The 26,311-nt window shown below is 70.0% G+C and carries 28 protein-coding genes; 12 read left to right on the top strand and 16 right to left on the bottom strand.

What is annotated here, in order from left to right:
* The first annotated feature begins 35 nt into the window (after positions 1–35).
* Positions 36–899 carry an ROK family protein gene (locus tag BLV72_RS35810; protein WP_244321470.1) on the top strand — a complete coding sequence of 288 codons (864 nt, stop codon included), beginning with the start codon at positions 36–38 and terminating at the stop codon, positions 897–899.
* On the opposite strand, the gene BLV72_RS35805 is transcribed toward BLV72_RS35810, so the two are convergent.
* Positions 835–2,289: a glyceraldehyde-3-phosphate dehydrogenase gene (locus BLV72_RS35805; RefSeq protein ID WP_093467600.1), complete on the bottom strand. Its 1,455-nt coding sequence runs from the start codon at positions 2,287–2,289 to the stop codon at positions 835–837. The two genes, BLV72_RS35810 and BLV72_RS35805, sit on opposite strands and share 65 nt — an antisense overlap.
* Before the next feature lie 396 nt (positions 2,290–2,685).
* On the opposite strand from BLV72_RS35805, the gene asnB reads away from it, so the two are divergent.
* Positions 2,686–4,518: an asparagine synthase (glutamine-hydrolyzing) gene (gene asnB, locus BLV72_RS35800; protein ID WP_093470742.1), complete on the top strand. Its 1,833-nt coding sequence runs from the start codon at positions 2,686–2,688 to the stop codon at positions 4,516–4,518.
* Between the two features lie 82 nt (positions 4,519–4,600).
* Here the strand turns inward: asnB and BLV72_RS35795 are convergent, their stop codons facing one another.
* Positions 4,601–5,260 carry a TetR/AcrR family transcriptional regulator gene (locus tag BLV72_RS35795; protein ID WP_093467599.1) on the bottom strand — a complete coding sequence of 220 codons (660 nt, stop codon included), beginning with the start codon at positions 5,258–5,260 and terminating at the stop codon, positions 4,601–4,603.
* A gap of 169 nt (positions 5,261–5,429) precedes the next feature.
* On the opposite strand from BLV72_RS35795, the gene BLV72_RS35790 reads away from it, so the two are divergent.
* The 3 genes from BLV72_RS35790 to BLV72_RS35780 all read left to right on the top strand — a co-directional run bounded on the left by BLV72_RS35790 (position 5,430) and on the right by BLV72_RS35780 (position 7,835).
* On the top strand, positions 5,430–6,059 hold the full coding sequence (locus BLV72_RS35790; protein WP_093467597.1) for an MSMEG_1061 family FMN-dependent PPOX-type flavoprotein: 630 nt from the start codon (positions 5,430–5,432) through the stop codon (positions 6,057–6,059).
* 23 nt (positions 6,060–6,082) lie between these two features.
* Positions 6,083–6,991, top strand: a complete 909-nt coding sequence (locus BLV72_RS35785; protein WP_093467596.1) for a PDR/VanB family oxidoreductase — start codon at positions 6,083–6,085, stop codon at positions 6,989–6,991.
* Between the two features lie 76 nt (positions 6,992–7,067).
* A complete protein-coding gene (locus BLV72_RS35780) occupies positions 7,068–7,835 on the top strand; it encodes a siderophore-interacting protein (protein WP_208905831.1) in 768 nt (255 codons plus the stop codon).
* 28 nt (positions 7,836–7,863) lie between these two features.
* On the opposite strand, the gene BLV72_RS35775 is transcribed toward BLV72_RS35780, so the two are convergent.
* The 3 genes from BLV72_RS35775 to BLV72_RS35765 form a co-directional block, all read right to left on the bottom strand.
* Positions 7,864–8,466, bottom strand: coding sequence for a DJ-1/PfpI family protein (locus BLV72_RS35775; protein ID WP_244321174.1), 603 nt, complete (start codon positions 8,464–8,466; stop codon positions 7,864–7,866).
* A 107-nt stretch (positions 8,467–8,573) separates the two neighbouring features.
* Positions 8,574–8,996 carry a tautomerase family protein gene (locus BLV72_RS35770; RefSeq protein WP_093467591.1) on the bottom strand — a complete coding sequence of 141 codons (423 nt, stop codon included), beginning with the start codon at positions 8,994–8,996 and terminating at the stop codon, positions 8,574–8,576.
* A 72-nt stretch (positions 8,997–9,068) separates the two neighbouring features.
* Positions 9,069–9,770: an SDR family oxidoreductase gene (locus BLV72_RS35765; RefSeq protein ID WP_093467590.1), complete on the bottom strand. Its 702-nt coding sequence runs from the start codon at positions 9,768–9,770 to the stop codon at positions 9,069–9,071.
* Between the two features lie 184 nt (positions 9,771–9,954).
* On the opposite strand from BLV72_RS35765, the gene BLV72_RS35760 reads away from it, so the two are divergent.
* On the top strand, positions 9,955–10,635 hold the full coding sequence (locus BLV72_RS35760) for a TetR/AcrR family transcriptional regulator (RefSeq protein ID WP_093467588.1): 681 nt from the start codon (positions 9,955–9,957) through the stop codon (positions 10,633–10,635).
* Positions 10,636–10,688: 53 nt separating this feature from the next.
* On the opposite strand, the gene BLV72_RS35755 is transcribed toward BLV72_RS35760, so the two are convergent.
* The 6 genes from BLV72_RS35755 to BLV72_RS35730 all read right to left on the bottom strand — a co-directional run bounded on the left by BLV72_RS35755 (position 10,689) and on the right by BLV72_RS35730 (position 16,545).
* A complete protein-coding gene (locus tag BLV72_RS35755; RefSeq protein ID WP_093467587.1) occupies positions 10,689–11,690 on the bottom strand; it encodes a PfkB family carbohydrate kinase in 1,002 nt (333 codons plus the stop codon).
* On the bottom strand, positions 11,687–13,180 hold the full coding sequence (locus BLV72_RS35750) for a purine-cytosine permease family protein (protein WP_093467585.1): 1,494 nt from the start codon (positions 13,178–13,180) through the stop codon (positions 11,687–11,689). Before BLV72_RS35750 ends, BLV72_RS35755 begins: the two co-directional genes overlap by 4 nt.
* 61 nt (positions 13,181–13,241) lie before the next feature.
* Positions 13,242–14,249 (bottom strand): ADP-ribosylglycohydrolase family protein, encoded by a 1,008-nt coding sequence (locus BLV72_RS35745; RefSeq protein WP_093467584.1) that lies wholly within the window; start codon positions 14,247–14,249, stop codon positions 13,242–13,244.
* A 73-nt stretch (positions 14,250–14,322) separates the two neighbouring features.
* Complete coding sequence (locus tag BLV72_RS35740) at positions 14,323–15,039, bottom strand: GntR family transcriptional regulator (RefSeq protein WP_093467582.1); 717 nt, start codon at positions 15,037–15,039, stop codon at positions 14,323–14,325.
* A gap of 118 nt (positions 15,040–15,157) precedes the next feature.
* Positions 15,158–15,721, bottom strand: coding sequence for a CGNR zinc finger domain-containing protein (locus BLV72_RS35735; protein ID WP_093467580.1), 564 nt, complete (start codon positions 15,719–15,721; stop codon positions 15,158–15,160).
* Between the two features lie 89 nt (positions 15,722–15,810).
* Positions 15,811–16,545 (bottom strand): alpha/beta fold hydrolase, encoded by a 735-nt coding sequence (locus tag BLV72_RS35730; protein WP_093467579.1) that lies wholly within the window; start codon positions 16,543–16,545, stop codon positions 15,811–15,813.
* 63 nt (positions 16,546–16,608) lie between these two features.
* Here BLV72_RS35730 and BLV72_RS35725 point away from each other — a divergent pair, with 63 nt between their 5' ends.
* On the top strand, positions 16,609–17,682 hold the full coding sequence (locus BLV72_RS35725) for a helix-turn-helix transcriptional regulator (RefSeq protein WP_093467577.1): 1,074 nt from the start codon (positions 16,609–16,611) through the stop codon (positions 17,680–17,682).
* 58 nt (positions 17,683–17,740) lie between these two features.
* On the opposite strand, the gene BLV72_RS35720 is transcribed toward BLV72_RS35725, so the two are convergent.
* The 3 genes from BLV72_RS35720 to BLV72_RS35710 form a co-directional block, all read right to left on the bottom strand.
* Entirely contained in the window at positions 17,741–18,760 is a 1,020-nt protein-coding gene (locus BLV72_RS35720) for a D-cysteine desulfhydrase family protein (protein ID WP_244321173.1), read from the bottom strand.
* Between the two features lie 102 nt (positions 18,761–18,862).
* The gene (locus tag BLV72_RS35715) at positions 18,863–19,561 is read right to left on the bottom strand and encodes an SDR family oxidoreductase (protein WP_093467574.1); all 699 of its coding nucleotides are present in this window, start codon (positions 19,559–19,561) and stop codon (positions 18,863–18,865) included.
* Positions 19,562–19,621: 60 nt separating this feature from the next.
* The gene (locus BLV72_RS35710; RefSeq protein ID WP_244321172.1) at positions 19,622–19,957 is read right to left on the bottom strand and encodes a winged helix-turn-helix transcriptional regulator; all 336 of its coding nucleotides are present in this window, start codon (positions 19,955–19,957) and stop codon (positions 19,622–19,624) included.
* Between the two features lie 317 nt (positions 19,958–20,274).
* On the opposite strand from BLV72_RS35710, the gene BLV72_RS48260 reads away from it, so the two are divergent.
* Entirely contained in the window at positions 20,275–20,451 is a 177-nt protein-coding gene (locus BLV72_RS48260; RefSeq protein WP_167746450.1) for a hypothetical protein, read from the top strand.
* Positions 20,452–20,627: 176 nt separating this feature from the next.
* Here BLV72_RS48260 and BLV72_RS35705 read toward each other — a convergent pair whose 3' ends face one another.
* Positions 20,628–21,167 carry a winged helix-turn-helix transcriptional regulator gene (locus tag BLV72_RS35705; protein WP_093467573.1) on the bottom strand — a complete coding sequence of 180 codons (540 nt, stop codon included), beginning with the start codon at positions 21,165–21,167 and terminating at the stop codon, positions 20,628–20,630.
* Between the two features lie 98 nt (positions 21,168–21,265).
* Here BLV72_RS35705 and BLV72_RS35700 point away from each other — a divergent pair, with 98 nt between their 5' ends.
* Entirely contained in the window at positions 21,266–22,048 is a 783-nt protein-coding gene (locus BLV72_RS35700) for an SDR family oxidoreductase (protein ID WP_093467571.1), read from the top strand.
* 62 nt (positions 22,049–22,110) lie between these two features.
* A complete protein-coding gene (locus tag BLV72_RS35695; protein WP_093467570.1) occupies positions 22,111–22,467 on the top strand; it encodes a nuclear transport factor 2 family protein in 357 nt (118 codons plus the stop codon).
* Positions 22,468–22,512: 45 nt separating this feature from the next.
* On the opposite strand, the gene BLV72_RS35690 is transcribed toward BLV72_RS35695, so the two are convergent.
* On the bottom strand, positions 22,513–23,535 hold the full coding sequence (locus BLV72_RS35690) for a 2-hydroxyacid dehydrogenase (RefSeq protein WP_244321171.1): 1,023 nt from the start codon (positions 23,533–23,535) through the stop codon (positions 22,513–22,515).
* A gap of 350 nt (positions 23,536–23,885) precedes the next feature.
* Here BLV72_RS35690 and BLV72_RS35685 point away from each other — a divergent pair, with 350 nt between their 5' ends.
* Together BLV72_RS35685 and BLV72_RS35680 are read left to right on the top strand one after the other, a co-directional pair.
* Positions 23,886–25,376 carry an ABC transporter substrate-binding protein gene (locus BLV72_RS35685; RefSeq protein ID WP_244321170.1) on the top strand — a complete coding sequence of 497 codons (1,491 nt, stop codon included), beginning with the start codon at positions 23,886–23,888 and terminating at the stop codon, positions 25,374–25,376.
* Between the two features lie 183 nt (positions 25,377–25,559).
* Entirely contained in the window at positions 25,560–26,306 is a 747-nt protein-coding gene (locus BLV72_RS35680; protein WP_244321169.1) for an ABC transporter permease, read from the top strand.
* The last annotated feature ends 5 nt before the right edge of the window (positions 26,307–26,311 follow it).

Genomic DNA, 26,311 nt, shown 5'->3' with positions numbered 1-26,311 from the left:
TGGTGGACGCGATCCGGTCGAAGCTCTCGGGGCTGATGTCCATCACGGATTCGGCCTTGGTCAGTGCGGCGTTGTTGCGAATCAGGTGCCCCCGCATCGGTCCCCCTCGCGCTGCGCCGGGTGCTGGGTCTGGTGATCTCCGGGGCGGCGACCAACCGCGCGGAACTCGCGCGGCGCAGTGGCCTGGCCCGGTCGACCGTGGGCCAGCAGGTGGAGCATCTCGTCGGCACGGCATCCTGCAGGAGGTCGAGTCCCGGCGGTCCGTCCGCGGACGACCGCCCCGGGTGCTGACGATCAGCCCACAGGCCGGCACGGTCGTTGCCGTGGACGTCGACACCACCGCCTCCCCCGTGGCCATCGCCGATCTCAGCAGACGGCTGATCGCACAGGACACGGTCTCCGTCCGGATCGACGCGGCGCCGAGCACCTCCGGGAACGCTTCCGCGGGCCCCGGTCGTGGTGGACAACGACGTGAATCTGATGGCCCTGGGCGAGGCCGAACAGGGCGGGGCGGAAACTCCCCTGCTCTGCATCAAGATCGCGAGCGGTATCGGGGCGGGCCTCGTCACCGCCGGCGGCGATACCGCGGCGCCGACGGAGCCGCGGGCGACATCGGCCACACCCGGGCCGTCAGCGGGGGCAAGGTCCTGTGTGTCTGCGGCAGCGTCGGCTGCGTGGGAGCGATCGCCTCCCACTGCGCCGTCCTGCGCGGCCTCGGCATCCCCGAGTCGACCGACGACGACCCTCTCCACGGCACCCGGGTGCTCGCCCAGCGCGTCGCCGAGGCGTGGGCGGGCCCGCGGGGAGCCCGCCGAGGTCGTCGTCGGCCGAGCGTCAGACCACCGGGGCCGGGTAAGTCGGGTACTCCACCCCCGAGACGTACTGGACGACGCGGATGACCTGGCAGGAGTAGCCGAACTCGTTGTCGTACCAGAGGTAGAGGATCGCGTTGTCGCCCTCGACCTTGGTGGCACCGGCGTCGACGATCGAGGCGTGGCGCGAGCCGATGAAGTCGTTGGAGACCGCGTCGGGGGCGCTGGTGAAGTCGATCTGGCGCTTGAGCGGCGAGGTCAGGGACACATCGCGCAGATAGTCCAGGACCTCCTCGCGGGTGGTCTCGCGGGCGAGTTGCAGATTGAGGATGGCGATCGAGACATCCGGCACCGGGACGCGGATCGAGCTGCCGGTGATCTTCGCCTCGAGGTCGGGCAGGGCCTTCGCGACGGCGGAGGCGGCACCGGTCTCGGTGATGACCATGTTGAGCGGCGCCGAGCGGCCACGGCGATCGGACTTGTGGTAATTGTCCAGCAGGTTCTGGTCGTTGGTGAACGAGTGGACGGTTTCCACATGGCCGCGCAGGACGCCGTACTCGTCCGCCATCGCCTTCAGCGGCGGGACGATGGCGTTGGTGGTGCAGGACGCGCAGGACAGGATCTGCTCATCCGGCTTGATCGTGTCGTGGTTGACCCCATGGACGACATTGGGCACATCGCCCTTGCCCGGCGCGGTCAGCACCACCTTGTCGATGCCGGGGCGCAGATGCTTCGACAGCCCCTCGCGATCGCGCCACTTGCCGGTGTTGTCGATGAGGATGGCGTCCTTGATGCCGTACGCCGTGTAGTCCACCGAGGTCGGGTCGTCGGCGTAGATCACCTTGATCTCGTTGCCATTGGCGTTGATCGTGCTGTTCGCCTCGTCAACGGTGATCGTGCCCTGGAACTGGCCGTGGATGGAGTCGCGGCGCAGCAGCGAGGCACGCTTGACGAGATCCTCACCCGCCCGGCCGCCGCTCCCGCGGACGACGATGGCGCGCAGCCGCAGGCCGTTGCCGGAGCCGGCCTTCTCGATGAGCAGGCGGGCGACGAGACGGCCGATGCGGCCGAATCCGTAGAGGACGACATCGCGTCCCTCACGGCACTCGATCTTGTTGGCACCCGTGGCACCGGCGACGGCCTCGGCGGTGAACTCCTCCACCGAGAGACCGCGGTCGTCGGCCCGGTGGGTCTCGGCGAGCAGGCCGATGTCGATCTGGGAGGGGCCGAGGTCGAGCGCGGTGAGCGCCTGCAGGAAGGGCAGGGTGTCGGTGACCGAGAGTTCCGCACCGGCGATCTGGCGGGCGAATCGGTGGGTCTTGAGGATGCTGACGACCGACTTGTTCACCAAGGAGCGGCTGTGCAGCAGGACCGTGACGTCCCGCTCCCGATGCAGCTTCCCGATGACGGGGATCATCGACTCCGCGATCTCCTCGCGGTGCTTCCAGTTGGTGAACGAGTCCTCGTTGAGAGTCACAGATCCATCTTTCGAGCTAGGTGGCGCTCATATGCTAACCCCCCAGGTCACGGAGGTACCCGGCACCCCCCACGGCACCCTGGGAGGAGTCCGTCGAAGGACGGCCGCGGGTGACGGTGCCTCAGCTCACCGGGCCCGGCCCCTTTCGTATCCCGACCTCTTTCGTATACGGCCGGAGTTTCGCTTATGAATTGTGACGTGGATATCGGCTGTAAAATAGGAATTTAGTGGGCGGCGCTTTTCGGCCAGCGGCCACCGCGAAACTTACCATTAACAGGAATTTACCAGTGAGAAATACCACTCCCCCAGGGATCAGCGCCCGGTAGCGATCCGCCTCCGGAGAGGTAGATGGTTTTCACAGGCAACCATCTCCGCTGAGTGAAAGGGATGATCACTGTGTGTGGCATCACCGGCTGGGTCTCCTACCGCCGCGATCTGACCTCCCACCGCCAGGTCCTCGACGCCATGACGGAGACGATGGCCTGCCGAGGCCCGGACGCGGCCGGAGCGTGGGTGACCGGCAGGGCTGCGCTCGGCCACCGCAGGCTGGCCGTCATCGACCTGCCCGGCGGGGCGCAGCCCATGACCGTCGACACCGCCGACGGTCCCGTGAGCATGGTCTACTCCGGTGAGGCGTACAACTTCACCGAGCTGCGCGATGAACTGCGCCGCAGGGGCCATGGCTTTACCACCGACTCCGACACCGAGGTCGTTCTGCGCGGCTACCTGGAGTGGGGCGAATCCCTCACCGAGAAGCTGAACGGCATGTACGCCTTCGCCATCTGGGACTCCCGCACCGAGAAGCTGGTGATGGTCCGGGACCGGATGGGCATCAAGCCGTTCTACTACTACGAGACCGACGACGGCGTCCTCTTCGGATCCGAGCCCAAGGCCATCCTCGCCAATCCGCTCGCCGCCCCCGAGGTCGGCCTCGACGGGCTGCGGGAGATCTTCTCCTTCGCCAAGACACCGGGGCACGCGATCTGGAAGGGCATGAAGGAGCTGCGCCCCGGCCACATCGCCGTCGTCGACCGCAATGGACTTCGCGAGCAGGCGTACTGGCGTCTGGAGGTCTCCGAGCACACCGATGACCAGGACGCGACCGTCGCCCATGTGCGGGAGCTCCTGGAGGACATCATCGCCCGGCAGCTCGTCGCCGATGTGCCCCGCTGCACCTTGCTCTCCGGGGGGCTCGACTCCTCGGCGATGACCTCGCTCGCCGCCCGCAAGCTCGGCGAGCACGGCGAGACCGTCCGCAGCTTCGCCGTGGACTTCCCCGGGCAGGCGGAGAACTTCCGCGCGATCGACGTGGCGCCCAGCGTGGACACCCCGTATGTGCACGCCGTGGCCGAGCATGTGAAATGCGACCACCGGGACATCATGCTCGACGGTTCCGCCTTGTCCGACCCGGCGGTGAGGCAGGCGGCCATCGCGGCCAGGGATCTGCCCACCGGGCTCGGCGACCGGGACAACTCGCTCTACCTGCTGTTCAAGGCCGTTCGCGAACAGTCGACCGTTGCTCTTTCGGGCGAGTCGGCGGACGAGGTCTTCGGCGGCTACCCGTGGTTCCACGACGAGCGGCGCGAGGCCGACACCTTCCCGTGGCTCGCCGGAGGACTGACGCTCGGCGACACCAAGAGCCTGCTGTCCCAGGACCTCACCGACAGGCTCGACCTGGACACCTACCTCCGTGACCACTACCTCAGCGCCCTGGACGAAGTCCCCCTCAAGGACGGTGAGACCGGCCTGGAGAAGCGCATGCGCCAGGTCTGCTACCTGCATCTCACCCGCATGGTCAACACCCTGCTCGACCGCAAGGACCGGATGAGCATGGCCGTCGGCCTGGAGGTCAGGGTGCCGTTCTGCGACCACCGCCTGGTCTCCTATGTCTTCAACACCCCCTGGTCGCTGAAGACATTCGACGGGCGGGAGAAGAGCATTCTGCGCGAGGCCACCCGCGATGTGCTGCCCGAGTCCGTGGCCAACCGCAAGAAGAGCGGTTACCCCGGCAGCTTCGACCCCGCCTATCTCTCCGCCATCAAGCAGCAGGCGGGCGACCTCATCACCTCGGGACACCAGGCCCTCGAGCTGTGCCGCGTCGAGACGCTGAAGGAGGCGATCGCCGCACCGGCGGAGGACATCACCACCCAGCAGCGCGCCACCATCGAGCGCGCCCTGGACCTGGCGACCTGGATGGACCTGCGCAAGCCCACCATCACGCTCGACTGACACCCGCGGTTCGACCGCACCGAGAGGGACGGACGGGGACCTGGCCCACCAGGTCCCCGTCCGTCGTCCCGGTGGCCTCGTGTCAGACGCCCTCGTGCGCCGGCGCGTCCTTGGCTCCGGATGGCGCGGCCGTGAGATAGCGGGTGAGCATCGCGACGAGTTCGTTCTCCAGCCGGGTGGTGTCGATGGAGTCGGGCGCCGCGATGAGCACATGGACGACCAGCTCGATCGTGGACACGATGAGCCGGGCGGCGACGTAGGTGTCCTCGACCCCGACCTCGGGATGGCGCTCGAGCAAGTCCTGGGTGTAGGCGATCCGCTCCCGCTCCTGGCGGGCGATCTTTTCGAACAACTCCGGCGAGCGGGGGGCCTGTTCGCCCATGACGCGGAGCAACTGCGGGTCGTCGAGGTGGTTCTCGATCACGGTGCGCGCGAAACCACGGAGGATCTCCTCGAGGGATTCGGGCTCCTCCGCGTCCTGGCGGTTGCGGATGGCGGCCGCCCCGGCATCGAGGTGACGGGTCACCAGCTCGGCCAGGATCGCATCCTTGTTCGGGTAGTACTGGTACAGCGAGCCGATCGAGATCCGTGCGTGCTCGGCAATGCGGTTGGTGGTCCCGGCGGCATAGCCGTATTCGGCGAAAATGTGAGCAGCGGCGGTGAGGATGCGCTGCCGGGTGAGCTCGGCCCGGGCCTGGCGTGGCTGTTTACGTGGCTGAAGTCCGCGACGGCCGGTCGTCATGACACCTCCTGGGCGGCGCCGGGAAAGCGAGTGGCGCAAGACCTGAGTAATTACTCACAATGGTGCCATGAACTGCGGCGGAGCGGTGGATCACCGTCGTCGGCAGGGAGCGGGAGGCGACCGGCACGGCCCTCGCGCGCCCGCCGCTCCCCTCCCGGAAGGAGTCCTCATGACGCAGACCAGCACCCGCCCCCGGCGGCTGCCGCCGGCCGAGGTCCACGCCCGGCTCGGGGAGCCCGAAGCCATGATCAAGGACAAGAAGCTGGACCATATCGACGAGCACTTCCGCTTCTTCATCGCGCACTCCCCCTTCCTGTCCCTGGCCACGGCGGACGCGGCGGGGCGCGCCGACTGCTCGCCCCGTGGCGACTACCCAGGGTTCGTGAAGGTCCTCGACGACCGGACGCTCGCGATTCCCGACCGCCCCGGCAACAAGATCGCCGACTCCTTCCGCAATCTCGCCGAGAACGACGGGGTCGGGCTGCTCTTCCTCATCCCCGGGATGCGGGAGACCCTGCGGGTCAACGGCCGTGGCTATCCCACCGATGAGCCCGATGTGCTCGCCCGGATGCAGACCGAGGCCAAGGATCCGGTGCTGGCGATCGTCGTCGAGGTGGCGGAGGCGTACTTCCACTGTGGTCGCTCGCTCATCCGCTCCCGGCTGTGGGACCCCGCGAGCCAGGCCCTGGCCGACGAGATGCCGTCGGTCGGTGAGATCGCCGCCGCCCAAATCGGGGCGGACATCGATCCGAAGGTGCTCACCCACGCTCTCGAAGAGAGCTACCGGAAACTCTACTGACCACGGCACAAGGTGAATCAACGATGCAACAGACCGTCGTCGACCACATCGAGCAGGTCGCCGAAGACGTCGTCTCCCTCGTCCTGCGGGGCGCCACCGGTCCGCTGGCGCCCTGGGAGCCGGGGGCCCATATCGACCTGGCCCTGCCGAACTGGCTGACCCGGCAGTACTCGCTGTGCGGCGACCCGGCGGACCAGGAGTCGTATCGCGTCGCGGTGCGGCACGACCGCCTCAGCCGGGGCGGTTCGGAATACATCCACCGGTTTCTGCGCCGGGGCCGCACCCTCGATGTGTCGCTGCCGCGGAACCATTTCCCGCTGCTCCCCGCGCCGGAGTATCTCTTCCTCGCCGGCGGGATCGGCATCACCCCGATCCTGCCGATGCTGCGGGCTGCGGTCACCTCGGGCGTCCCGGCGTCGCTGGTGTACATGGGACAGTCGGTGGCATCCATGCCCTTCGCCGACGAACTGCGCTCCTCCTACGGTGATCGGGTACGGATCGTCGCCACCCGGGAGCAGGGCAGGCCGGACTTCGCCGCTCTCGGAGCCGCGCTGAGCCCCGGCGCCATGGTCTATGCCTGCGGCCCCGGACCGATGCTCGCCGCGGCCGACGCCGCGTTCCCGGCCGGGCGGCTGCACGCGGAGCGGTTCCGCCCGGTGCCCAGGTCGTTCGCCCCCAATACGGCGTTCGAGGCGGTGTGTGCGCGGTCGGGGCAGACGGTTCAGGTGCCGCCCGACGAGTCGCTGCTGGACGCCCTGACCCACGCCGGATATCCGGTGGCGTCCGGATGCCGCGAAGGGGTCTGCGGCAGTTGCGAACTCGCCGTCGTCGAGGGCGAGCCCGAGCACCGGGACGACATCGGCGCTCCCGCGGGCCGCATGTACGCCTGTGTGTCCCGCGCCCTGTCCCCGCGGCTCGTCGTGGACCTGTGACGCCACGGCGAGCGGACTCGAACGGAAGGCGAGGAAAGACGTGCTGCCCAAGGTGCGCACACCCGAATCACGGCGAATGATCACGCTGGAGGTACGAGGGAACACCACGCTGACACCCGGTTTCTCGACCATCACGCTCGGCGGCCCGGAACTGGAGCATCTGAAGCCCACGGGCTTCGACCAGACCGTGCGGCTGTTCTTTCCCCGCGAGGGGCAGGAGGGGCTGAGAATGCCGAAGCTCTCCAGCGAGGCGTGGATGGCGGAGATTCTTCTGCTGCCGAAATCACGCAGGCCCTGGGTACGCAACTTCACCATCCGCCGGGCCCGGCCCGAACTCGGCGAAGTGGACATCGAGTTCGCGCTGCACGGCGACACCCCGGCCTCCGCATGGGCCCGGCGCGCCCAACCCGGAGACCCGGCGGGCATCTTCGACATGGGCGTGACCTACCTGCCGCCCGCTCATGCCGAATGGCAGCTGCTCGCCGGGGACGAGAGTGCCGTGCCGGCGATCCTCGCCATCCTCGAGCACGCTCCGGCGTCACTGGCGGCGGAGGTCTTCCTGGAGGTGCCGGAGACCGCCGACATCCGCGCGGACATCACCGCTCCCGAAGGCGTACGGGTGCGGTGGCTGGCCCGGGACAGCGCGGACACGCTGCCCGGAAGGCTGGCCCTCGACGCGGTCAGGACGTCGTCGCCGCGGCCGGGCCGGTTCTACACCTGGGTCGCCGGGGAGGCCGGGCTGGCCACCGGGGTACGCCGCCATCTGGTGCGGGAACACGGCGTACCGAAGCCGGACATCGCGTTCTTCGGGTACTGGCGGCACGGCCGCTCGAGCCCCGGCTGACCCCTGCCGCTCCGCCGGTGCGGTGTGCTCACACCGGTGGCCGCGGGTCGTACTGGATGCCACGTCGCACCTGACGTGCGCGCTCCGGCGAGGCCAGCCGGGCCACCAGGTGAAGAGCCATGTCGATACCGGCCGAGACCCCCGCGGAGGTGATCACGTCACCGTCGTCGACGAACCGCTCATCGGGCCGTACGTCGATCGTCGGGTCGAGCTCCGCGAGCAGGTCCAGCGCCCCCCAATGTGTGGTCGCGGGCCGCCCGGCCAGCAGCCCGGCCGCCGCGTAGACCAGCGAGCCCGTGCACACGCTGGTCATCAGGGGAACCGATCGCCGCTGGGACCGGACCCACTCCAGGTGCTGGTCATCCTTCAGCTGGGGCCGGGTCCCCCGGCCGCCGGGGTGCAGCAGCACATCCAGTGCGGGCAGGTCGGCCATCGCCTGATGCGCCTCGACGGTGAGCCCCTTCGCGCAGGTCACGGGGTTGCCGTCGGCGGAGAGGCAGAACACCTGCCACCCGTCCTCGGCGAAGGTGCGCGTCCAGTACGACAGCACCTCCCATGGGCCGATGGCGTCGAGCTCTTCCACATCCGGGAACAGCAGGATCCCGATCTTCCGCATATCCGCAGGGGCCATACCGTGATCCAACCAGACCCGCCCCCGCTCGGCCACGGGATTTCCCACGAGGCCGCCGATCGCCGTCGGCGGCCTCGCGCTGCCGTGCTGCGGTCACGGTCGGCCGGTCAGTACGGCAGCGGCCGGTTCTCACGCGCCCAGACCTGTTCCGCCTCGCTGCGCGGGGGCGGCGGCGCCATCCCGTCGATCATCCAGAGATCCCGGGGCGTCTCGTCGATGTGGAACTCGCAGTGCAGCCCGCGGTCCCGGGTGTGAGGGGCCAGCACGCGGTCGAGCCCCTCGGCGGACCTCTTCCTCGTCTCGGGGTCCGACAAGTGGCGGGCGATGTGCTCGACCACGACCCGGACGGTGCGGTTCGACGGCTCGCCGCCGACCAGGAACGAGGACTCCGGGATGTCATGGAAGAGGGTGACGACGTAGAACTTCGGCAGCCCGACCTGGGTGTAGTACTCCGTGACGTCCGCCGCGAATTGCCGCTTCTGCTCGGCGGAATAGGCGTCGACCGGATGGTAGACGTGCCACAGGGGCATGGCGTCTCTCCTTCGAAGACAATGATGGTGGCAAAGGCAACGGCGGTGACCGGTGAATGTCGCCGCGGCCGGTCAGCGACCGAGGGGAACGGTGAGGCCCTCCACCGGCCCGGCCAGCGCCGCCTTCATCTGCCGGGTCACGTCGTCGACGAGCACCTCGCTGACGCCGTCCTCGACGCCGTCCAGAACCTTCTTGGCCACTTCGGCGGGAGAGGTTTTCTGGGCCGGGATCCCGGCGACCATGTCGGTGTCGGCGAAACCGAGGTGCACGCCGACGACCTGGGTCCCCTGCGGCGCCAGCTCGACCCGGAGGGAGTTCGTCATCGACCACAGCGCGGCCTTCGATGCGCCGTAGGCGGCCGCGCCGGCGCCCCAGGACAGCACGGAGTGCATGTCGACCAGCGCGCCACCGCCATTCGCCCGCAGGACCGGGGCGAAGCCGCGTGCCACCCGCAGCGCCCCGAAGACATTCGTTTCGAACGTCGCCACCACATCGGTCATGTCCGCCGTCAGCAGCGGCGAGGGCAGCAGCACTCCCGCGTTGTTGATGACGATGTTCACATCCGCGGCCCGGTCGGCGAGGGCCGCGACCGCGTCCGCGTCGGTGACATCGAGGGAAACGGCCTCGACCCGCGGGTCCTCGCTGGGGCTGGGCTTCCGCGCGGTCGCGTAGACCTTCGCCGCCCCACGCTCCAGCAGCGCCTCCACGAATGCCTTGCCGATGCCACGTTGACCTCCGGTCACCAGCACCACGGAACCATCGATCGCAACCATGTCGGACCCTCCTTGTCCAAGAGCGCGCTCGAACCGGCAGGGGCGGCGGACCGTGAGGCCGCCGTCCCCGTGGCGCGCTAAAATAGATTATTAGCATCATCTATAACCGGTCGCAAATATCATCGGTGCGGTACCGGCATCCCGTACCCGAGTCCGGCAACTGACGCAGAAGGAAGTACCGACCATGCCCCGAGCATCCCGAGCCGAGGCCGAGCGCCACCGCGAGCAGGTGATCGCGGCCACCGCGAAGCTGGTGCGCACCCACGGCGCCGACAAGGTGAGCGTTCCCCAGGCGATGGCGGCGGCGGGTCTGACCCACGGCGGGTTCTACCGCCACTTCGCCTCGAAGGACGAATTGATCGCCCAGGCGTGCACGGCCGCGTTCGCCGAACGCCTCGCGGCCATGGACGACCTCGCCGAGGCCGAGGCCGCGGGCCCTGACGCGGACGGAAACGCGGGCCACGACACGGGCGAGGAGCGCGGCCGCGGCGCCCGGGCGGCCTTCCTGGCGACCTATCTGTCCACCCTCCACCGCGACAACCCCGCGCTGGGGTGCGCCGCCGCGGCACTGGCGGTGGACGCCGCGCGTGCGGAGCCCGGCGACCCGCTGCGGCGGGCCTACGCCGATGGCATGCGCAACCTGGTCGACGGAATGGAGCGCATAACGAGGAAGTCCGGCGACGACTCGCCGGACGAAGGGACGATTCTGGTCGAAGTGTCCACCATGATCGGGGCGTTGGTCCTGTCACGGGCCTGCGCGGGCGACGACCTCTCGGACCGCATCCTGACCGCGGTACGCGACCACGTCCTCGGTGACGATGAGCACGCACCCGGCGGGAAGGACACTTCCGACACCGCCGGGTGAAGCGCGCGCTCGCGTCACGGGGGGAACCTCCGTGACGCGAGCGCGCGAGCGGACTACCGCCCGAGCGCCGAGGACAGCCGCGCCGCGAGGGGCTCGCCGTCGAGGAAGTCCAGCAGCTCGCCGAGCGCAGGTCCGGTGGCGGGGCCGTGCCGGGTGACCGCGAAGGCGGCCGCGGCGTTGGCGCCCCGTACGGCGGTGCCCGGGTCGAGCCCGTGGCCGAGGAGGGCCAGGAACGCTCCCGTATGGGCGTCGCCCGCGCCGTTGCTGTCGACCGCGGTCACCCGGCGGCCGGGGATGTGCAGGGCCTCTCCGCCGGGCGGGACCAGCCAGCAGCCGTCCGCGTCGGCCCGCAGCAGCACACCGGTGCGCGAGCCGAGCCGGGCGGCGAGCGCGGCCGCGGCCTCCTGTGCGTCCTCCCGGCCGGTCAGCAGCCGCCCCTCACGCTGGTTGCAGCTGACCCAGTCGCAGCGCTCCAGAACGGGTGCCAGCACCTCCTCCGGGATCTGGTCGGCCAGGGGACCCGGATCGAGGAAGACCCGGATGTGTTCCGGCAGCCGGGCGACGAGCGAGGCCAGGACCGGGCCGTTGACCGGGTAGGCGAGCCCGTAGCCGGAGATCTGCACCATGTCGCCGGGGCGCAGCGCGGCGAGCACGGACGTCGCGTGGGCCTCGGTCAGCCGGGCCTCCGCTCCGAGACTGGTGGCGAAGGTGCGCTCGCCGCCGCCGTCGACGAAGGCGACGCAGAACCCGGTGTCCTCCTCCCCCATCGGAGCCAGCACCATCTCCATGCCTTCCCGGGCGAGGTCGGCCCGCACCCGGTCGCCGAACGGCCCGGTGCCGTGGGCGCCCGCGTACACGGCCGGGAGGCCCAGGCGGCGGGCGGCGGTGAGGACGTTGAATCCGCCGCCCGTGGTGAGGGTGGTGTCCGTGGAGACGATGTCGCCGCCACGTTCGGGCAGTGCGGGCACCCGCATCACCAGGTCGACGATGGCGTTGCCGAGCAGGACCAGCCGGCCGTCCATGACCTCGCCGGGGGCGCTCTCGTGGCCGCTCATGAGAGCTCCCGCGCGGCCTGAGCGGGCAGCACCTGCTGCTGGGGACGCTGCCCGGACGCCTCCTCGCGGACGGTGCCGTCGAACCTGCGCAGCACGGCGTAGACGGCGGCGGCGAGCAGCAGGGTCACCACCCACCCCAGGCCGTTGGACCCGATCCAGCTGTGGGACAGCGGCCCGGAGAACCACACATCGGTCGCGCTGGTGCTGGCCTCGGTGAACAGCAGGCCCACCACGATGGCCGCCGCCCAGGCGATCATCGCGGCCCAGGCGATCCCACCCCGGAACCAGTAGCGGCTGGACCGGCCGACGTCCATCAGGGCCGCGCCGTCATAGGACCGGCGGAGTATCAGGTCGACCGCGAAGACGCCCACCCAGGCGTTGATGGGGACGGCGAGGAGCGTGAGGAAGGTGATGAACGGGCCGTAGAAGTCCTTGGCGATCAGGATGAAGTAGATCCCGCCCGCGAAGGTGACGACCACGTCCAGACCGACGGCCAGGGTGCGCCGGACCCGTATACCCAGGGTGATCATGGTGAGTCCGGCCGAGTAGACGGACAGGTGGTTGGAGAGCAGCAGTCCGCCGAACGCGGCGATCAGATACGGGATGGACATCCACGACGGCAGCATCGTGTTGATCGCCGAGACGGGGTCGGAGGCGGAGGCGAGATTCGGTTCTCCCGCCGCGAGGAGCGAGCCCAGTGAGATCAGCACGACCAGCGGGATACCGGCGCCGAAGGCGGAAGCGGCCACCAGCCTGCCGCCCGGAATCCGCCGGGGCAGGTAACGGGCGTAGTCGGCGCCCGTGTTGGCCCAGCCGATCCCGGTACCGGCGGCGATCATGCCGACGCCCACGACCATCGCACTCACCGATCCGACCGGGGCGTGGAAGACCTTGTCCCAGTCCACGGTGGTCGCGAGGAAGATGATCACGACCAGGTTGAGCAGGCCGAAGATATAGCTGGCCCACCTGTTGATCCACATGATGGTGGCGTGGCCCAGACCGCTGATCAGCAGCGTGCAGCCGATGAAGACCAGCAGACACACCACGGTCAGGACGGTGTTCCGCCGGATGCCGAAGGCGGCGTCGAGCAGTGCCAGCAGGGCGAAGGCGGCCGTGGTGGTGTTGATGGTCTCCCAGCCGAGCCGGCTCATCCAGGTGACCAGCGTGGGACCGGCGTTGCCGCGGACCCCGAACACCGCGCGGGAGAGGGTGAGGGCGGGCGCTCCGCCCCGCTTCCCGGCGATGCTGAGGGCGCCCACCAGGGCGAAGGAGCCGAAGGACCCGAGGATGGCCACGACGGCCGCCTGCCAGATGTTCAGGCCCCGGAAGCTGACCAGTGCCGCGCCGAGCGGCAGGCCGAGGATGCTGATGTTCGCGGCGAACCAGGTCCAGAACATCTGGCTCGCGTGGCCGTGGCGCTCGGCGTCCGGAACCGGCTCGATGCCTCGGGTCTCCACGGAGCCGACGCGGTCGTTCTCTGAAGCCGCCATGGTGGTACCTGTCTTTCTGTCCGGGGGCGCTCCGGTGCGGATGTGAGGGCGGGCGTGGGGGTCACTCGGCCGTGCCGGCGCGCAGCGCGAGCAGGGCCGTGGCCAGCGGTTCCAAGTCGAGACCGTTGACCGAGCGCAAAGTGGCGAGGGCTTCGCCGGGGAGGCCCGAGGCCCCGCTGACGGCACCGGCTATGGCGCCCGCGATGGCGCCGATGGTGTCGCAGTCACCGCCGAGGTTGGCCGCCAGCAGGCAGGCCCGCCACGGCTCGCCCTCGGCGAGGGACAGTACGGCGAAGGCGGCGGGGACCGACTCCTGGCTGGCGACGCTGGTGCCGACCAAGTCGCAGACGCGGTCCAGTGCCTGCCGCTCGGGCAGACCGCGGACCAGCTCCACGGCCCAGCCGATACGGGCGGCGATATCGGCGCCGGCGACCCAGTGGCCGCGCTCGGCCCCTGCCGCGGCCGCCGTGACCGCCGCGCCGAAGGCGTCCTCCAGATCGCCGCCGTCGATGCCACGGCTCACCGCCGCGGCCACGGCGGCGGCGGAGGCAACACCGATGGAGGTGTCATGGGTGACCTGGCACGCCTCCGCGACCCGGTCGAGGAAGGGCTCCAGCGGGGTGTCGGGGAAGGCGACGCCGACGGGGGTGATCCGCATCGCCGCGCCGTTGGTGGCACCGGCCTTGCCCGCCTCCTCCGGCGGCACACCGCGCGACACGGCCTCCAGGGCCGCCTTGGTGGAGGGGCCGAGCAGGTCGAAGGAGCCCTTGGCCTTCATGGCGCGCTCCCACTCCAGGAGCTCGTGCGCGAGCCGCAGCGGTTCGATCCGCCCGCCGGACCCGGTCAGCAGCCGGCCGACGATGACGGCCTGATCGGTGTCGTCGGTGACCGAACCGGCGGGCATTCCGGCGCTCACCGGGTTGTCTTCGGGGCCGGGCTCGAAACCGGTGACGGTGCCGAACCGGGCGACGATGGACGCCCGGGACATGATCTGGGTGGGCATGCCGAGGGCGTCGCCCATCGCCAGGCCGTAGAGGGCGCCGAGCGCGCGGTCGTGCTGGTGGTTCATGCGGGATTCCTGTCGGTGCGCGAAGGCGGTACGTCGGGGAGGGCGGGCGCCGCGTGGGGTCTCATCGGGGCTCTCATTGGGGCTGCTCGCCGAAGCCGAGGTGCAGTTGGAAGCGGGCGGGGTCCAGCAGGCTGGTCACCTGCTCGACGATCTGGCCATCGGCTCCGCGGCTGACCCGGCGGGTGTTGAGCCAGACCTCACCCTCCTGGCGGCGGAGCAGTCTCGCCTCGTCGGCGGCCAGTTGCCGTACGGAGGCCCACTCGTCCCCGTGGGTGGCGCGGATGCCGACCGCGGCGAGGGTCTTGGTCAGCGAGCCGTCGAGGAGCCCGCCGAGCGGAACGTCGGCCAGGGCCGGGGCCATCGGAACCCTGCTGCGCTCCAGCGCGACCGCGGTGCCCTCCGGCAGCACGCGCAACCGGTCCAGCGCCATGAACTCGACGCCCTCGATGCCCAGTTCCCCGGCCAGCCGGGCATCGCGCACCGCTTCGAGGCGGAGGACCTCGGTGGTGACCCGGGCGCCCTGGTCGGCCAGTGCCCTGGTCCAGCCCAGGCGGTTGTCCAGCAGGCCGCCGTCGAAGGTGACGAACGAGCCGACGCCCGCGTGGGTGGAGATCAGCCCTTGCTTGCTGAGCTCGTCCAGCGCCTGCCGAACGGTGGCCCTGCTGACCGCGAAGCGCCGGGTGAGCGCGTGTTCGCCGGGCAGCCTGCTGCCCGGCTCCAGGGCGCCGCTGTGAATCTCACGGGCCAGAACGCGGGCGATGCGCTGATGCTTGAGGACCTGTTTAGGCATGTCCGGTAGTTAGCCATACATGTCCAGTCCTGTCTAGAGTCGCAAGACATCCATTCTGTCGACGGTCGTCCGCCACGAGGCGGGCCGTGTGATCAGCGATGGGCAGGCGGGTTGCTCATCACCGCGCGGCAGGCTCCTGGGCCTGCCGCTTGCGGGCGCGGTACGCGGCCGCCTTGAGCTTGTTGCCACAGGGGTCCATGGCGCACCACTGCCGGCGCCCGCCTCGCGACCGGTCGATGTAGACACGGGTGCATTCGGGGTTGCCGCACTCCTTGAGCAGCGGCACATCCGGACCGCTGAGGAGCTCGACCGCATGCCGTGCCACCGTGGAGAGCGCTTCTTGCGATGTCGCGTCCGTCCGCCGCCCGCTCGCGGTGAGTTGCGGCGCCGCGGCAGGCTGGCGGGCCGTGTCATTCACCACGGCGAGTGCCTCGCTGTCGTAGGGCTCCCCCGCGACCCGGGCGGTGACCAGCTCGTAGACGGCCTCCCGTAGGGCCACCGCGCGCTCGACGTCGGCATGCTGACTGGCGGAGACGGTGTCGACGATTCCGGACTCCAGGTACCAGGCGTCCAGCCGGTCCGGTGACACGAACATCTCGAACCGCACCGAGCGGCGAGCGCGCAACGTCGCGGCGAAGTCGAGAGCGGGGTTCCCACACAGAAAGACATGCTCCAAATTCACGTCACCATCCTGACAGGTGATTTTGATCTTTCGCAAGCCTCGCCACGGGAGCCCGGCGTCGAGCCGCTCCAAGCGGTGAGTCGTGCCGGTCAGGCGGCGTCGTGCAGGATCGCCGCCAGCTCGCCGGGCCGGTCGAACATCGGCCAGTGCCAGCCGGGCAGCTCCCGATACGCCGAAGTCTCCGTCGCCATGTACCGGAAGGCCGGAACGGTGGCGATCCGCGCCCGGACCTGCTCCACCGAGAAGCCGCAGAGCACGTGCAGCCGCGGCAGCTTCTCCCACGCCTCGGTCAGCCGGACCGGCGTGGTGGCGGTGGCCCACGGCTGCGGCACCGACAGCCGCACCAGCCGTTCGAGCGTGCCGTCCGGCAGCCCGGACACCCCGGAGGCCAGCTGGTGCCACGGCGGTGGCGGCAGCTGCCGGCCGTGTCCCTCCTCGCGGACCAGCTCGGCGTTGCGCGTCCGCTCCTCCGGCGGGGCGAACTCCGCCTGGGACATCCCGTCCGGCAGCGGACCGCTGTCGATGAACACCATCCGCTTGATCCGGTCCGGCATCCGGTCCGCCACGTTCGGGACCACCACCGCACCGGCATAGCTGTGCCCGACCAGGACCACGTCGTGCAGGTCCTCGTAACGGATCAGGTTGAGCACATCGGTGATGTGCGTCTCCACATCGGTGTCGGGCCGGGCCAGGTGTGCCCGCTCGCCCATCCCGGTCAGGCTGAGCGGATGGACGTCGTGCCCACGGCCGCGCAGGTCGGCCGCCACGGGGCGCCAGGCCCAGGCCCCGAGCCAGAACCCGGGAAGAAGTACGTAGGTTGCCATGGCCCACACGCTAGGAGGGATACCGGACAGGAACCGCCCGGTATCCGCGCCATACTTCCGGACATGACCCGACCGACCGCCCGCGTGCTCGCCCTGCTGGAGATCCTGCAGGCCGGTGGCACCCGCACCGTCGCCGACCTGGCCGACCGGCTCGGTGTGGACGAGCGCACCGTACGGCGCTACATCGGCCACCTGATCGACCTGGACGTCCCGGTCCGTTCGGTACGCGGCCGCTACGGCGGCTACCGGCTCGCCCCCGGCTACCGGATGCCCCCGCTGATGCTCACCGACGAGGAGGCGCTGGCGGTGCTGCTCGGCCTGGTCGTCGGGCGCCGGGCCGGGCTGGTGACCACGTCCGTCGCGGCGGCGGAGAGCGCCGCCGCCAAGGTGCGCCGGGTGCTGCCCGAGGCGCTCGGCCGCCGGTTGGACGCGCTGCTGGCGACCGCCGACTTCACCGCCCCCGCCCGTCCCGTGGTCATCCCGGAGACGAGCGTGCTGCTGATGCTCGCGGAGGCCGCGCGGGACCGCCGGCCGGTCGCCGTCAGCTACACCGCGTGGAAGGGACGGCGCAGCGAACGCACCGTGCACCCGTACGGGATCGTCGCGCACTCCGGGCGCTGGTATGTGACGGGGGCGGACTCGGCCAGCGGCGAGGTACGCACGTTCCGGCTGGACCGAATCGAAACGGCGACGGTGCTGCCCGGGTCGTTCGAGGTGCCCGTGGGGTTCGATCCGGCCGCCCGGGTGCTGTCCGGGCTCGCCGGGGTGCCCTACCTGCACGAGGTGTCGCTGCGGGTCCAGGGCACGGCCGAGCAGGTCCGCCACCGGCTCCCGCCCGGGCTGGCCACGGTGCGGGAACTGCCCGCCGAGGAGACGGACCGTACATCCGGGGAGGGGGAAGGCGGCGGATGGGTGCGGGTCCAACTGCGCGCCGAGCGGCTGGAGTGGGTGCCCTCCGTGCTCGCCTGGCTGGATCTCCCGTTCGTGATCGAGTATCCGGACGCCCTGCGCGACCATGTGCGCGCCCTGGCCCACCGACTCGCCACCTGTGCCGACGTGGTCGCGGATGCCACGGAGGGTGCGGAGTCGGCCCGTTCGGCGGCCACTCCCCCGCCGCCACCCTCCGACGCGGAGTAGCACCGGCCCGCTTCAGCGGGGCACGGCCATCCAGGAGACCGGCCGGGGGCTGCGGCGCTCAGCCGCGGGGCCACCGTACGGCGGTGTCGGCCACGGCGGAACGCGCCCGCCGCAGCGTCTCGGTGTGCCCGAACAGACCGGGCAGACCGCCGGTGTGCAGGAAGACCGTGCGCTCCCCGGGGCGCACCTGGCCGTCGTGGACGGCCGCGATGAGACCGGCCAGGGCACGGCCGGTGTAGACGGGGTCGAGGACGATGCCTTCGGTGCGGGCCGCGGTGGTGATGGCGTCCATGACCGGTTCGGTGAGCGCGGAGTAGCCGGGACCGACCTGATCCAGGCGCAGCCGCAGGGACGTGGCCTCGGGCCGTCCGGCCAGCCCCTCGACCAGGTGGCCGACGGTGTGCCCGGGATCGGCGATGGCTCCGCAGTGCACGCCCAGCACCCGCTCGGCTCCGAGGGCGTGGACGAGACCGGCCATGGTGCCGCCCGATCCGACCGCCACGACCGCCGTGGCCAGGTCCGGGGCCTGTTGCAGGAGTTCCGTCCCGGCCTCTGCATAGCCCCTGGCGCCCAGCACACTGGATCCGCCGAACGGGATCACCGCGGGCCTGGCGCCTTCCTCGCGCAGCTCCCCGGCCACGTCCTCCACGGCCGCCGCGAGTTCGACCTCACTCACCTCCCCCGCCCATACGACGCGGGCGCCGAAGAGACCGTCGAGCACGATGTTGCCGGTCATTCCCTCGCTCGGCGCACCGGCGAGGACGAGGACCACGTCCATGCCCAGCCGTGCCCCGGCCGCGGCCGTCAGGCGGGCGTGGTTGCTCTGCGCGGCCCCGCTGGTCACGAGCGTGGTGGCGCCCTCGGCGCGGGCGGCCCCAGCCGTCCACTCCAGCTTGCGGACCTTGTTGCCCCCGCCGCCGAGCCCGATCAGATCGTCACGCTTGACCCACAGATCACCGGGCTCCAGCCCGATCGCACGGGCCAGCCGCGGCGCGGCCTCCAGCGGTGTGGGCCGACTCATCAGCTCGACGCGTGTGGTTTCCTGACCCGGCGTGGCTTCCTGACGCTCTTCTGACACGATCGCCGCCTTCGCTCGCTGCGCTGAGGGATATCTGGGTGGGAGAAACGGCCGTTGGACGGTCGCGGGACACGTGCGCCGACGCGCGGCCGGTGCGACACATCACCTACCGGGTTCGGCCTGAAGGGGTTGCGACAAGGCGGCCTTGGCCTGCCTGGTCTCGTCGTCGGCGAGAACCTCCCACCGGTCGTTCGCCAAGGCTTCCATGGTCTGTGCCGCCACATCGGCGGTAGTGATCTTAGGCGCGTCCACCCAGGAGCTGAGGTCCGTGTCCACGAAACCGGAATGGACCCCCACCACGAGCGTGCCCTGTTCCTGAAGTCCCTTGCGCAGCGCGTCCGTCAATGACCACTGCGCCGACTTGGAGGCCGCGTATCCGGGGAAGCCCGGCTGCCCGACCCAGGACGCCAGCGACAGCATGTTGACCAGCGCACCACCGCCGTTGCGGGCGAGGATCGGGGCGAACGCCCGGGAAACGGCCCAGGTGCCGAAGTAGTTGACCTCCATCGCCTGACGGGCGGCCGCGAAGTCGCCCTCCAGGAGCCCCGTGCCGGAGCCTCCGACGCCCGCGTTGTTGATCACGATGCTCACATCGTCCGCGACAGCAGCGGCCTCGGCGATCTGCTCCGGCTTGGTGACGTCCAGACGCAGCGGGGTGAGGCCCTGGTCAACCACGCCGGCCGGATCGCGGACACCGGCGTAGACCTTCGCCGCGCCGTGCTCGAGCAGCGCCCGGGCGAACGCACGGCCGATACCGCGATTGGCCCCCGTGACCAGGGCGACTGATCCTTTGATGTCCATCGTGTTCCCTCTTCCTCTGGCTATATAAAGAGAAGCTCGCTAGAAGCTCACCCGCGCGGCTCAGTCCTCTGACCCGCGATTGACCACAAAGGCCACGTCGGCACAGGGCACCTCACGGCCTTCCGCGTCGATGAACCCCACGCTCACGGCCTCGCCGGTGGAGCGTGTGCGCCGGAGAGACGAGGGGCCCGACGGGCGCGGGCGGTGGCGGTCGCCCCACTGCTGAAGCGCGGCCAGCACAAGGCGCAGTTCCTCCCCGGCCTGCGTCAGGTGGTAGCTCTGCCGATGCCTGCTGCCCGGCTCCTGATACGTCCGCGTCCGCAACACCCCGGCCTCGACGAGGAGCTTGAGCCGGGCGCTGAGCAGGTTCGGCGCGACACCGAGAGACGACTGCATCTCGGCGAATCGATGCCTGCCCCGAAGACTTCGCGCAGCACCAGCAGTGCCCAGCGCTCACCCAGAATCTGCAGGCTCCGCTCGATGGAACAGGCCGGCTCGTCATCGATGGGCCCTGAAATCTTCTTCCCGGACGACACCGCACACCTCCCGCCGGACATGACTCAATCCTCTGCTCATGAGCGTACAGCCTGGGTATAATTTAACTATCCAGATGCATCGGAATTGGAAGGAGAACAGGCCCTGTCACCTACTTGACCGGTGACGCATGCGGCTGCGACTATCGTTGGACCATCGAAACGACAAGGAACGATGCGATGTCGGATAAGCGGGAAGTGCCAGATGTCACGGAAGCGGCGCGCCGTGCCCGGTTCGGCAAGCTGCCGGAGCGGATCCGCCTGGAGGACACTGTGGAGGAGAGGGCGGCGATAGCGCCGGACCCCGCCAAGGACACGTACAACCCCGACGAGTGGCTCGTTCGCTACTGCCTGTGAGCCCAGTCGCTCGCACGAGGAAGGGTTCCCGTGCTGACAGCCAGAGTTTTGCGGGCGACCGCGGTGGCCGTGGTCATCGCGGCCACCGCGTTCGGTTGCTTCACCCAGGTCTTCTGATCCGCGTTTCGCTCCCCTCCGCCAGGTAGGGCCTCACCTCGGCGAGACGCCTGATCCGATCAGCCGGGCAGGTCCCCGTCGCGCGCCCCCCGGGCGTGCGCGGGACGCTGCCGTTCGAGTTCGACGTACCGGGCACGCATCGCGTCGCTGGCGGCCGGCCCCGCGGTGAACACGAAGGTCTCGCCGTCGTCGAGGCTTCGGCCGGTGCGCGCGTCCACCACAACGGGCTCCACCTCCTCACCGGTCCTGGCGTCGACCAGGATCATGGCGCGCTCCTCCGGCGCGAGGTGCTGATTGCCCCAGGCGGCCAGGGCGACGACCACGGGCCGCAGCGAACGGCCGCGTTCGGTCAGCACGTATTCATGGCGCACCGGGTTGGTCTGGTAGGGGCGCCGCTCCAGGAGGCCGTCCGCCACCAGGGCCTTCAGGCGCGTGGTGAGCATGCTGGTGGAGATGTTCAGGCTCTGCTGGAACTGATCGAAGCGCGTATAGCCGTCGAAGGCGTCGTGGAGGATCAGCAGCGTCCACCACTCCCCCACGTGCTGAACCGTGGTCGACAGCGGACACTCACGGTCCTCCAGCCTGATCCGGCTTGCCATCGCGACGCCCTCCCGAGTTACTGCTAAAGTGAAAGTTACTTGCTTCTATTTTAGCAGTCGCAAGGGATGCGCTCGCGTGCGTCCCGGAACGGACAGTCTTGCCCACCTTTTTCGATGACTCTCTCGCCGGCCGTCGCGCACTCGTCACCGGTGGCACCAAGGGCGCCGGAGCGGCGATCGCGGCCCGGTTGCGGACGGCCGGTGCGACCGTGCTGGTCACCGCCCGCTCCCAGCCCGAGGACGTCCCCGACGACGACTTCATCGGCGCGGACCTGACCACACCGGACGGCGCCGAACACGTCGTACGCGAGACGAATCGGCGCCTCGGCGGCATGGACATCCTGGTCCATACGCTCGGCGGCTCGGCCGCGCCCGCCGGCGGCTTCGAGGCGATGTCCGAGGAGATCTGGCAGCAGGAGCTCAACCACAACCTGCTCGCCGCCGTCCGCCTGGACCGCGCCCTGATCCCGGGCATGATCGAACGTGGCCGGGGTGCGGTGGTCCACGTCTCCTCGATCCAGCGCCGGATGCCACTGTGGAACGGCACGCTGGCCTACGCCTCCGCCAAGGCGGCTCTCAGCACCTACAGCAAGGGCCTGGCGAACCAAGTGGCACCGCTCGGTGTGCGGGTGAACACGGTCTCCCCCGGGTTCATCCAGACCAGTGCGGCGGACGCCCTCATCGACCGCATCGCCCAGAAGACCGGCGACCGGGAATCCGCTCTGGCATCACTCATGGATTCCCTCGGCGGCATCCCCCTCGGGCGCCCCAATCGCCCTGAAGAAGTCGCCGAACTCGTCGCCTTCCTCGTCTCCGACCGGGCCTCCGCCATCGTCGGCGCCGAACACGTCATCGACGGCGGCACAGTTCCCGCACTCTGAGCACCATTCCTTCCGGGAACGGCCCGGGAACCATCCCTCAGAAAACCATCAGCGAGGCAGCCATGACCGACGACACCACGCCCTTCGACCCCACCGATCTGCCCGACGTCGTCAAGCGGTATCTGACGGCACACAACGAGCACGACCTGCCCGCCGCCTCAGCCGCACTCACGCCGGACGCGACCGTCATCGACGACGGCCGCACCTACGAGGGGATCCCGGCCATCGAGCGGTGGCTGGACCGTGCCACCTCCGAGTACACCTACACCACCACGCTCATCGGGGCCGAGCACGACGGCCCGGACCGCTACACCGTCACCCAGCATCTCGAGGGTGACTTCCCCGGCGGCACCGTCGACCTTCACTATCGCTTCACCCTGGACCAGGGCCTGATCAGCCACCTCACCATCGCCCCCTGACACACCGCGCCGTGGCGGCACACGGTGCTTCAGCGGCCGTCCACGTCAGTCCGTCGGGCCACCGCCGCCGGGCGTGGCGGCCCGCACACCACCGGCGCGCACCACGTTGCGGAGGGGCTCCGCCTGGTCCAGGCGGTTGATGTTGGCCGCGATATCGGTGGCCCGGGCCGCGAACGTCTCCTCGGTGTGGCCCGAGTTGTGCGGTGTCATCACCACATGGGGCAGGGCGTGGAACGGCAGGCGGCTCGGCGCGTGCGGAGGCCCGGCCCACCACACGTCCAGGGCGGCGCCGGCGATGGTGCCGGCCGAGAGCGCCTCGTACAGCGCCTCCTCCTGGACGACCGGGCCACGGGCGACGTTGACGAGGAGGGACTGCGGGCCCATCGCGGCGAGTTCGCCCGGGCCGATCAGTCCGCGCGTCGCGGGGCTCAGCGGAACGGTGACCACGACGATGTCGGATTCCGCCAGCAGGTCCGGGAGCCGCTCCGGGCCACCCACCCAGTCGGGGCGCAGGCCCTCCGGCAGGGCGGCCGACGGATCGCGGCGCACCGCCCGCACACCGAGCCCGACCGCCTGGCACAGCCGGCCGATCTCCCTGCCCGTCTCGCCGAAGCCGATGACTCCGACACGGCGGCCCCGCAAGGTGTCCCCGAAGGGCAGCTCGGAGTCCACGGCGACGTTCCGCCACCGGCCGGCGCGCAGCTCCCGGTCGGCGGCGAGCACACGCCGGGACAGCATCAGCACGCACATCAGGACGTGTTCGGCGATCGACCTGCCGTGGTGGTGGGTGTTGGCCACGGTCACATCCGGCCCCAGCGCCTCCAGGGGGATGCCGTCGTAGCCCGCGCCGACGACATGGACGAGGCGGAGCCGGCCGGCTCGCCGCGCGTGGTCCTCGGTGAGCTGGGAGCCCACGTACACATCGACGGTGGCGATGGCTTCGGCGATCCGCGCCGGGTCCCAGTCGGAGGCGTCCAGCCACTCGTGCGGGCCCTCGATCCGCGCCCTCAGCCGCTCGGTGAACCTGCTCAGGATCCGGTGGTTGAGCATGATGCGCATACTGGCCATGACCGCCGTCCTCATATGTAGCCGCTGTCTTCATTTCTGCACAGCGCTGTTGAAGCTGTCAATGATTCCGCCGTCCCGACCACCACCCCTTCCACCTGGGCTTGTTGTCATATCCCTTGACGCCCCGGCGCCTCAGGTTTAGCTTCAGCGTCCACAAATACAGACCGGGTACGCAAGTGTAGACAGCCATGTCGACTGTCGTTCTCGGGCGGCAACCCGCCACCACCCTCGGAGATACGCCGACGATGAAGTCCTCCGTACCCTCCAGTCCGCCCCCGGAACGGGGCCGGGCCCATACAGTTCTCGCCCTTCTGGCCACGGGCACGATGCTGCTCACCAGCGCGTGCGCCGTGGCGAACAGTGACACGGCGGGTGATGCCGGCAGCGCGGACGGGCGCACCCTGCGGGTGGTCCTCACTCAGGAACCGCCGACGCTGGAACCCTGTGAGTCATCGCTGACCGCGACCGGTGTCGTCGTCCGCTCCAACATCACCGAACCGCTGGTGGAACGGGACCCCACCTCGGGCAAGCTGGAGCCGCTGCTGGCGACCGGCTGGCGGCAGACGAAGCCCACGACGTGGACCTTCGACATCCGCCCGGGGGTGACCTTCCAGAACGGCCAGCCGTTCACCGCGAAGGACGCCGCGTTCTCCATCGACCGCGCCGTCAACTCCGATCTCGCGTGCAATGTGGACGGCTATGTCTTCGGCGACGCGAAACTCGACGTACGCGCCGTCAGCCCCACCCGGCTGACCGTCACCACCGAGAAGACCGACCCCATCCTCCCGCTGCGGCTCAGCTTCGTGGAGATCGTGCCGCGCACCACCGACACCAAGGCCAAGGTGCGCATACCGATCGGGACCGGCCCCTACGCCGTCAAGTCGTGGCAGACCGGTGTCTCGATCTCCCTTGCCCGCAGCGCCGATTACTGGGGGAAGGCTCCGGCCTATCCCCGGGCCAGGTATGTCTGGCGGAGCGACGCGAGTGTCCGCGCGGCGATGATCGACAAGGGCGAGGCCGATATCGCGACGGCGCTGGACCACACCAGCGCCGACAAGGGCAACACCGTCGCCTACCCCAACAACGAGACGACCGCCCTGCGTCTGGACGGCCGTGAGGCGCCGCTCAACGACATCCGGGTGCGCAAGGCGATCGGCATGGCCGTCGACCGCAAGGGCATCATCGGCGCTCTTCTCGGCGGACTGGCCAAGCCCGCCGCGCAATTGGTCCCGCCCGGCGTGGTGGGCCACAACGACGACCTCGCCCCCGCCCCGTACCAGGAGGCCGCCGCCCGCGCGCTGGTGAAACAGGCGGCCGCCGACGGCGTCCCGGTACACCGGCGGATCACCCTCGTCGCACGCAACGGCATGTTCGCCGGAATCGCGGAAGTGACCGAGGCCCTGCAGTACGAGATGGCGCGGGTGGGGCTGAACGTGAGGATACGCATGGCGGACACCGCCACCCATCTTCAGTACCAGCTGCGTCCACTGCCCCGCGGTGTCGGGCCGGTGGCGCTGCTGATCATGCACGGCAACCAGGCCGGGGACGCGGCCTTCACCACGAGTCAGTACCTGCAGAGCGACGGCCCCCAGTCCACCTTCGGCACCAAGGACCTCGACCGGCGCATCGCCGCGGCGGACGCGCTCTCCGGCAAGGCCCGGCAGAAGGCGTTCGCCGATGTGCTCGCGTACCAGAACACGTCGGTTGTGCAGTACGCCTACCTGGCTCATATGCGCGGGCTGCTCGGACTGTCGCCGACGGTGCGGTACCGCCCGGACTCCGCCACCGGGGACGAGATGCGGCTCTCCGAAGTCAGTCCCGCGCCGGCGGGGAGGCACTGATATGACGTCCTTCCTGCGCAAGCGCATCGTCTCCAGCGCGATCCCGCTGGTGTTCGTGGTGCTGGGCGTGTTCTGCCTGGCCCGCCTGACCGGCAGCCCCGTCGACCTCTACCTCCCGCTCAGCGCCACCCCCAGCAGCGCGCGGAATTCTCCGCCGCCCACGGCTTCGACGACTCCATTCCGGTGCAGCTGTGGGACTACCTCAGCAATGCCGCACAGCTCGACTTCGGCACCTCGCTGCGCACCGGCGAGTCGGCCGGTGCGATGGTGCTCAAGGCGTTCCCCGTCACGCTCCAACTCGCCGGGATGACCATGCTCCTGGCGATCCTGGGGGCGTTGCTGGTCGGAAGCCTCGCCGCCTACCGGCCCAACTCGGTCATCGACCGGATCGCCGGTCTGCTGTCGATGACCGCGGCCAGCATCCCCGACTTCTGGTTCGCGATCATGGGTGTGCTGGTCTTCGGAGTGGGGCTGGGCTGGCTGCCGACCTCCGGCACCCTGGGCGGCCCCGAGATCTGGGTGCTGCCGATCGCCACCCTGCTGATCCGCCCCTTCGGCGTGCTGGTGCAGGTGGTGCGCGGCAGCATGGTCGGCGCGCTGTCCGCGCCCTATGTCAAGGTCGCGCGCAGTAAGGGAGCCGACCCCAAGCGCGTGGTGTTCGGGCACGCTCTGCGCAACTCCATCACGCCCGTGCTGACCGTCGCCGGGGATCTCACCGTCGGTCTCGTCAACGGGGCGGTGATCGTGGAAACGATCTTCGGCTGGCCCGGGATCGGCAAGCTCATGATCGACTCGATTCTGCAGCGCGACTTCGCGGTGTTGCAGGCCGCCGTTCTGATCACGGCGGTGACGATCTTCGCGCTGAACATCGTCATCGACGTCTGCCACGCCCTGATCGACCCCCGAGTGCGCCAGGCGGTGCCGGCGTGAGCGAA

Origin of the sequence: Streptomyces melanosporofaciens, from assembly GCF_900105695.1 — a bacterium.
Lineage (GTDB): Bacteria > Actinomycetota > Actinomycetes > Streptomycetales > Streptomycetaceae > Streptomyces > Streptomyces antimycoticus.
The sequence above is the reverse complement of the archived record's forward strand: the minus strand, read 5'-3'. Positions and strand labels throughout refer to the sequence as shown.

What these genes read in the sequence shown, in the direction of transcription:
- BLV72_RS35710 (WP_244321172.1), bottom strand. Translation starts at nt 19,957, where the DNA reads ATGCAGTCGTCTCTCGGTGTCGCGCCGAACCTGCTCAGCGCCCGGCTC.
- BLV72_RS35705 (WP_093467573.1), bottom strand. Translation starts at nt 21,167, where the DNA reads ATGGCAAGCCGGATCAGGCTGGAGGACCGTGAGTGTCCGCTGTCGACC.
- BLV72_RS35775 (WP_244321174.1), bottom strand. Translation starts at nt 8,466, where the DNA reads ATGGCCCCTGCGGATATGCGGAAGATCGGGATCCTGCTGTTCCCGGAT.
- BLV72_RS35695 (WP_093467570.1), top strand. Translation starts at nt 22,111, where the DNA reads ATGACCGACGACACCACGCCCTTCGACCCCACCGATCTGCCCGACGTC.
- BLV72_RS35750 (WP_093467585.1), bottom strand. Translation starts at nt 13,180, where the DNA reads ATGGCGGCTTCAGAGAACGACCGCGTCGGCTCCGTGGAGACCCGAGGC.
- BLV72_RS35755 (WP_093467587.1), bottom strand. Translation starts at nt 11,690, where the DNA reads ATGAGCGGCCACGAGAGCGCCCCCGGCGAGGTCATGGACGGCCGGCTG.
- BLV72_RS35780 (WP_208905831.1), top strand. Translation starts at nt 7,068, where the DNA reads ATGATCACGCTGGAGGTACGAGGGAACACCACGCTGACACCCGGTTTC.
- BLV72_RS35715 (WP_093467574.1), bottom strand. Translation starts at nt 19,561, where the DNA reads ATGGACATCAAAGGATCAGTCGCCCTGGTCACGGGGGCCAATCGCGGT.
- BLV72_RS35740 (WP_093467582.1), bottom strand. Translation starts at nt 15,039, where the DNA reads ATGCCTAAACAGGTCCTCAAGCATCAGCGCATCGCCCGCGTTCTGGCC.
- BLV72_RS35795 (WP_093467599.1), bottom strand. Translation starts at nt 5,260, where the DNA reads ATGACGACCGGCCGTCGCGGACTTCAGCCACGTAAACAGCCACGCCAG.
- BLV72_RS35785 (WP_093467596.1), top strand. Translation starts at nt 6,083, where the DNA reads ATGCAACAGACCGTCGTCGACCACATCGAGCAGGTCGCCGAAGACGTC.
- BLV72_RS35810 (WP_244321470.1), top strand. Translation starts at nt 36, where the DNA reads ATGTCCATCACGGATTCGGCCTTGGTCAGTGCGGCGTTGTTGCGAATC.
- BLV72_RS48260 (WP_167746450.1), top strand. Translation starts at nt 20,275, where the DNA reads ATGTCGGATAAGCGGGAAGTGCCAGATGTCACGGAAGCGGCGCGCCGT.
- BLV72_RS35730 (WP_093467579.1), bottom strand. Translation starts at nt 16,545, where the DNA reads ATGGCAACCTACGTACTTCTTCCCGGGTTCTGGCTCGGGGCCTGGGCC.
- BLV72_RS35790 (WP_093467597.1), top strand. Translation starts at nt 5,430, where the DNA reads ATGACGCAGACCAGCACCCGCCCCCGGCGGCTGCCGCCGGCCGAGGTC.
- BLV72_RS35770 (WP_093467591.1), bottom strand. Translation starts at nt 8,996, where the DNA reads ATGCCCCTGTGGCACGTCTACCATCCGGTCGACGCCTATTCCGCCGAG.
- BLV72_RS35760 (WP_093467588.1), top strand. Translation starts at nt 9,955, where the DNA reads ATGCCCCGAGCATCCCGAGCCGAGGCCGAGCGCCACCGCGAGCAGGTG.
- BLV72_RS35765 (WP_093467590.1), bottom strand. Translation starts at nt 9,770, where the DNA reads ATGGTTGCGATCGATGGTTCCGTGGTGCTGGTGACCGGAGGTCAACGT.
- BLV72_RS35690 (WP_244321171.1), bottom strand. Translation starts at nt 23,535, where the DNA reads ATGGCCAGTATGCGCATCATGCTCAACCACCGGATCCTGAGCAGGTTC.
- BLV72_RS35725 (WP_093467577.1), top strand. Translation starts at nt 16,609, where the DNA reads ATGACCCGACCGACCGCCCGCGTGCTCGCCCTGCTGGAGATCCTGCAG.
- BLV72_RS35745 (WP_093467584.1), bottom strand. Translation starts at nt 14,249, where the DNA reads ATGAACCACCAGCACGACCGCGCGCTCGGCGCCCTCTACGGCCTGGCG.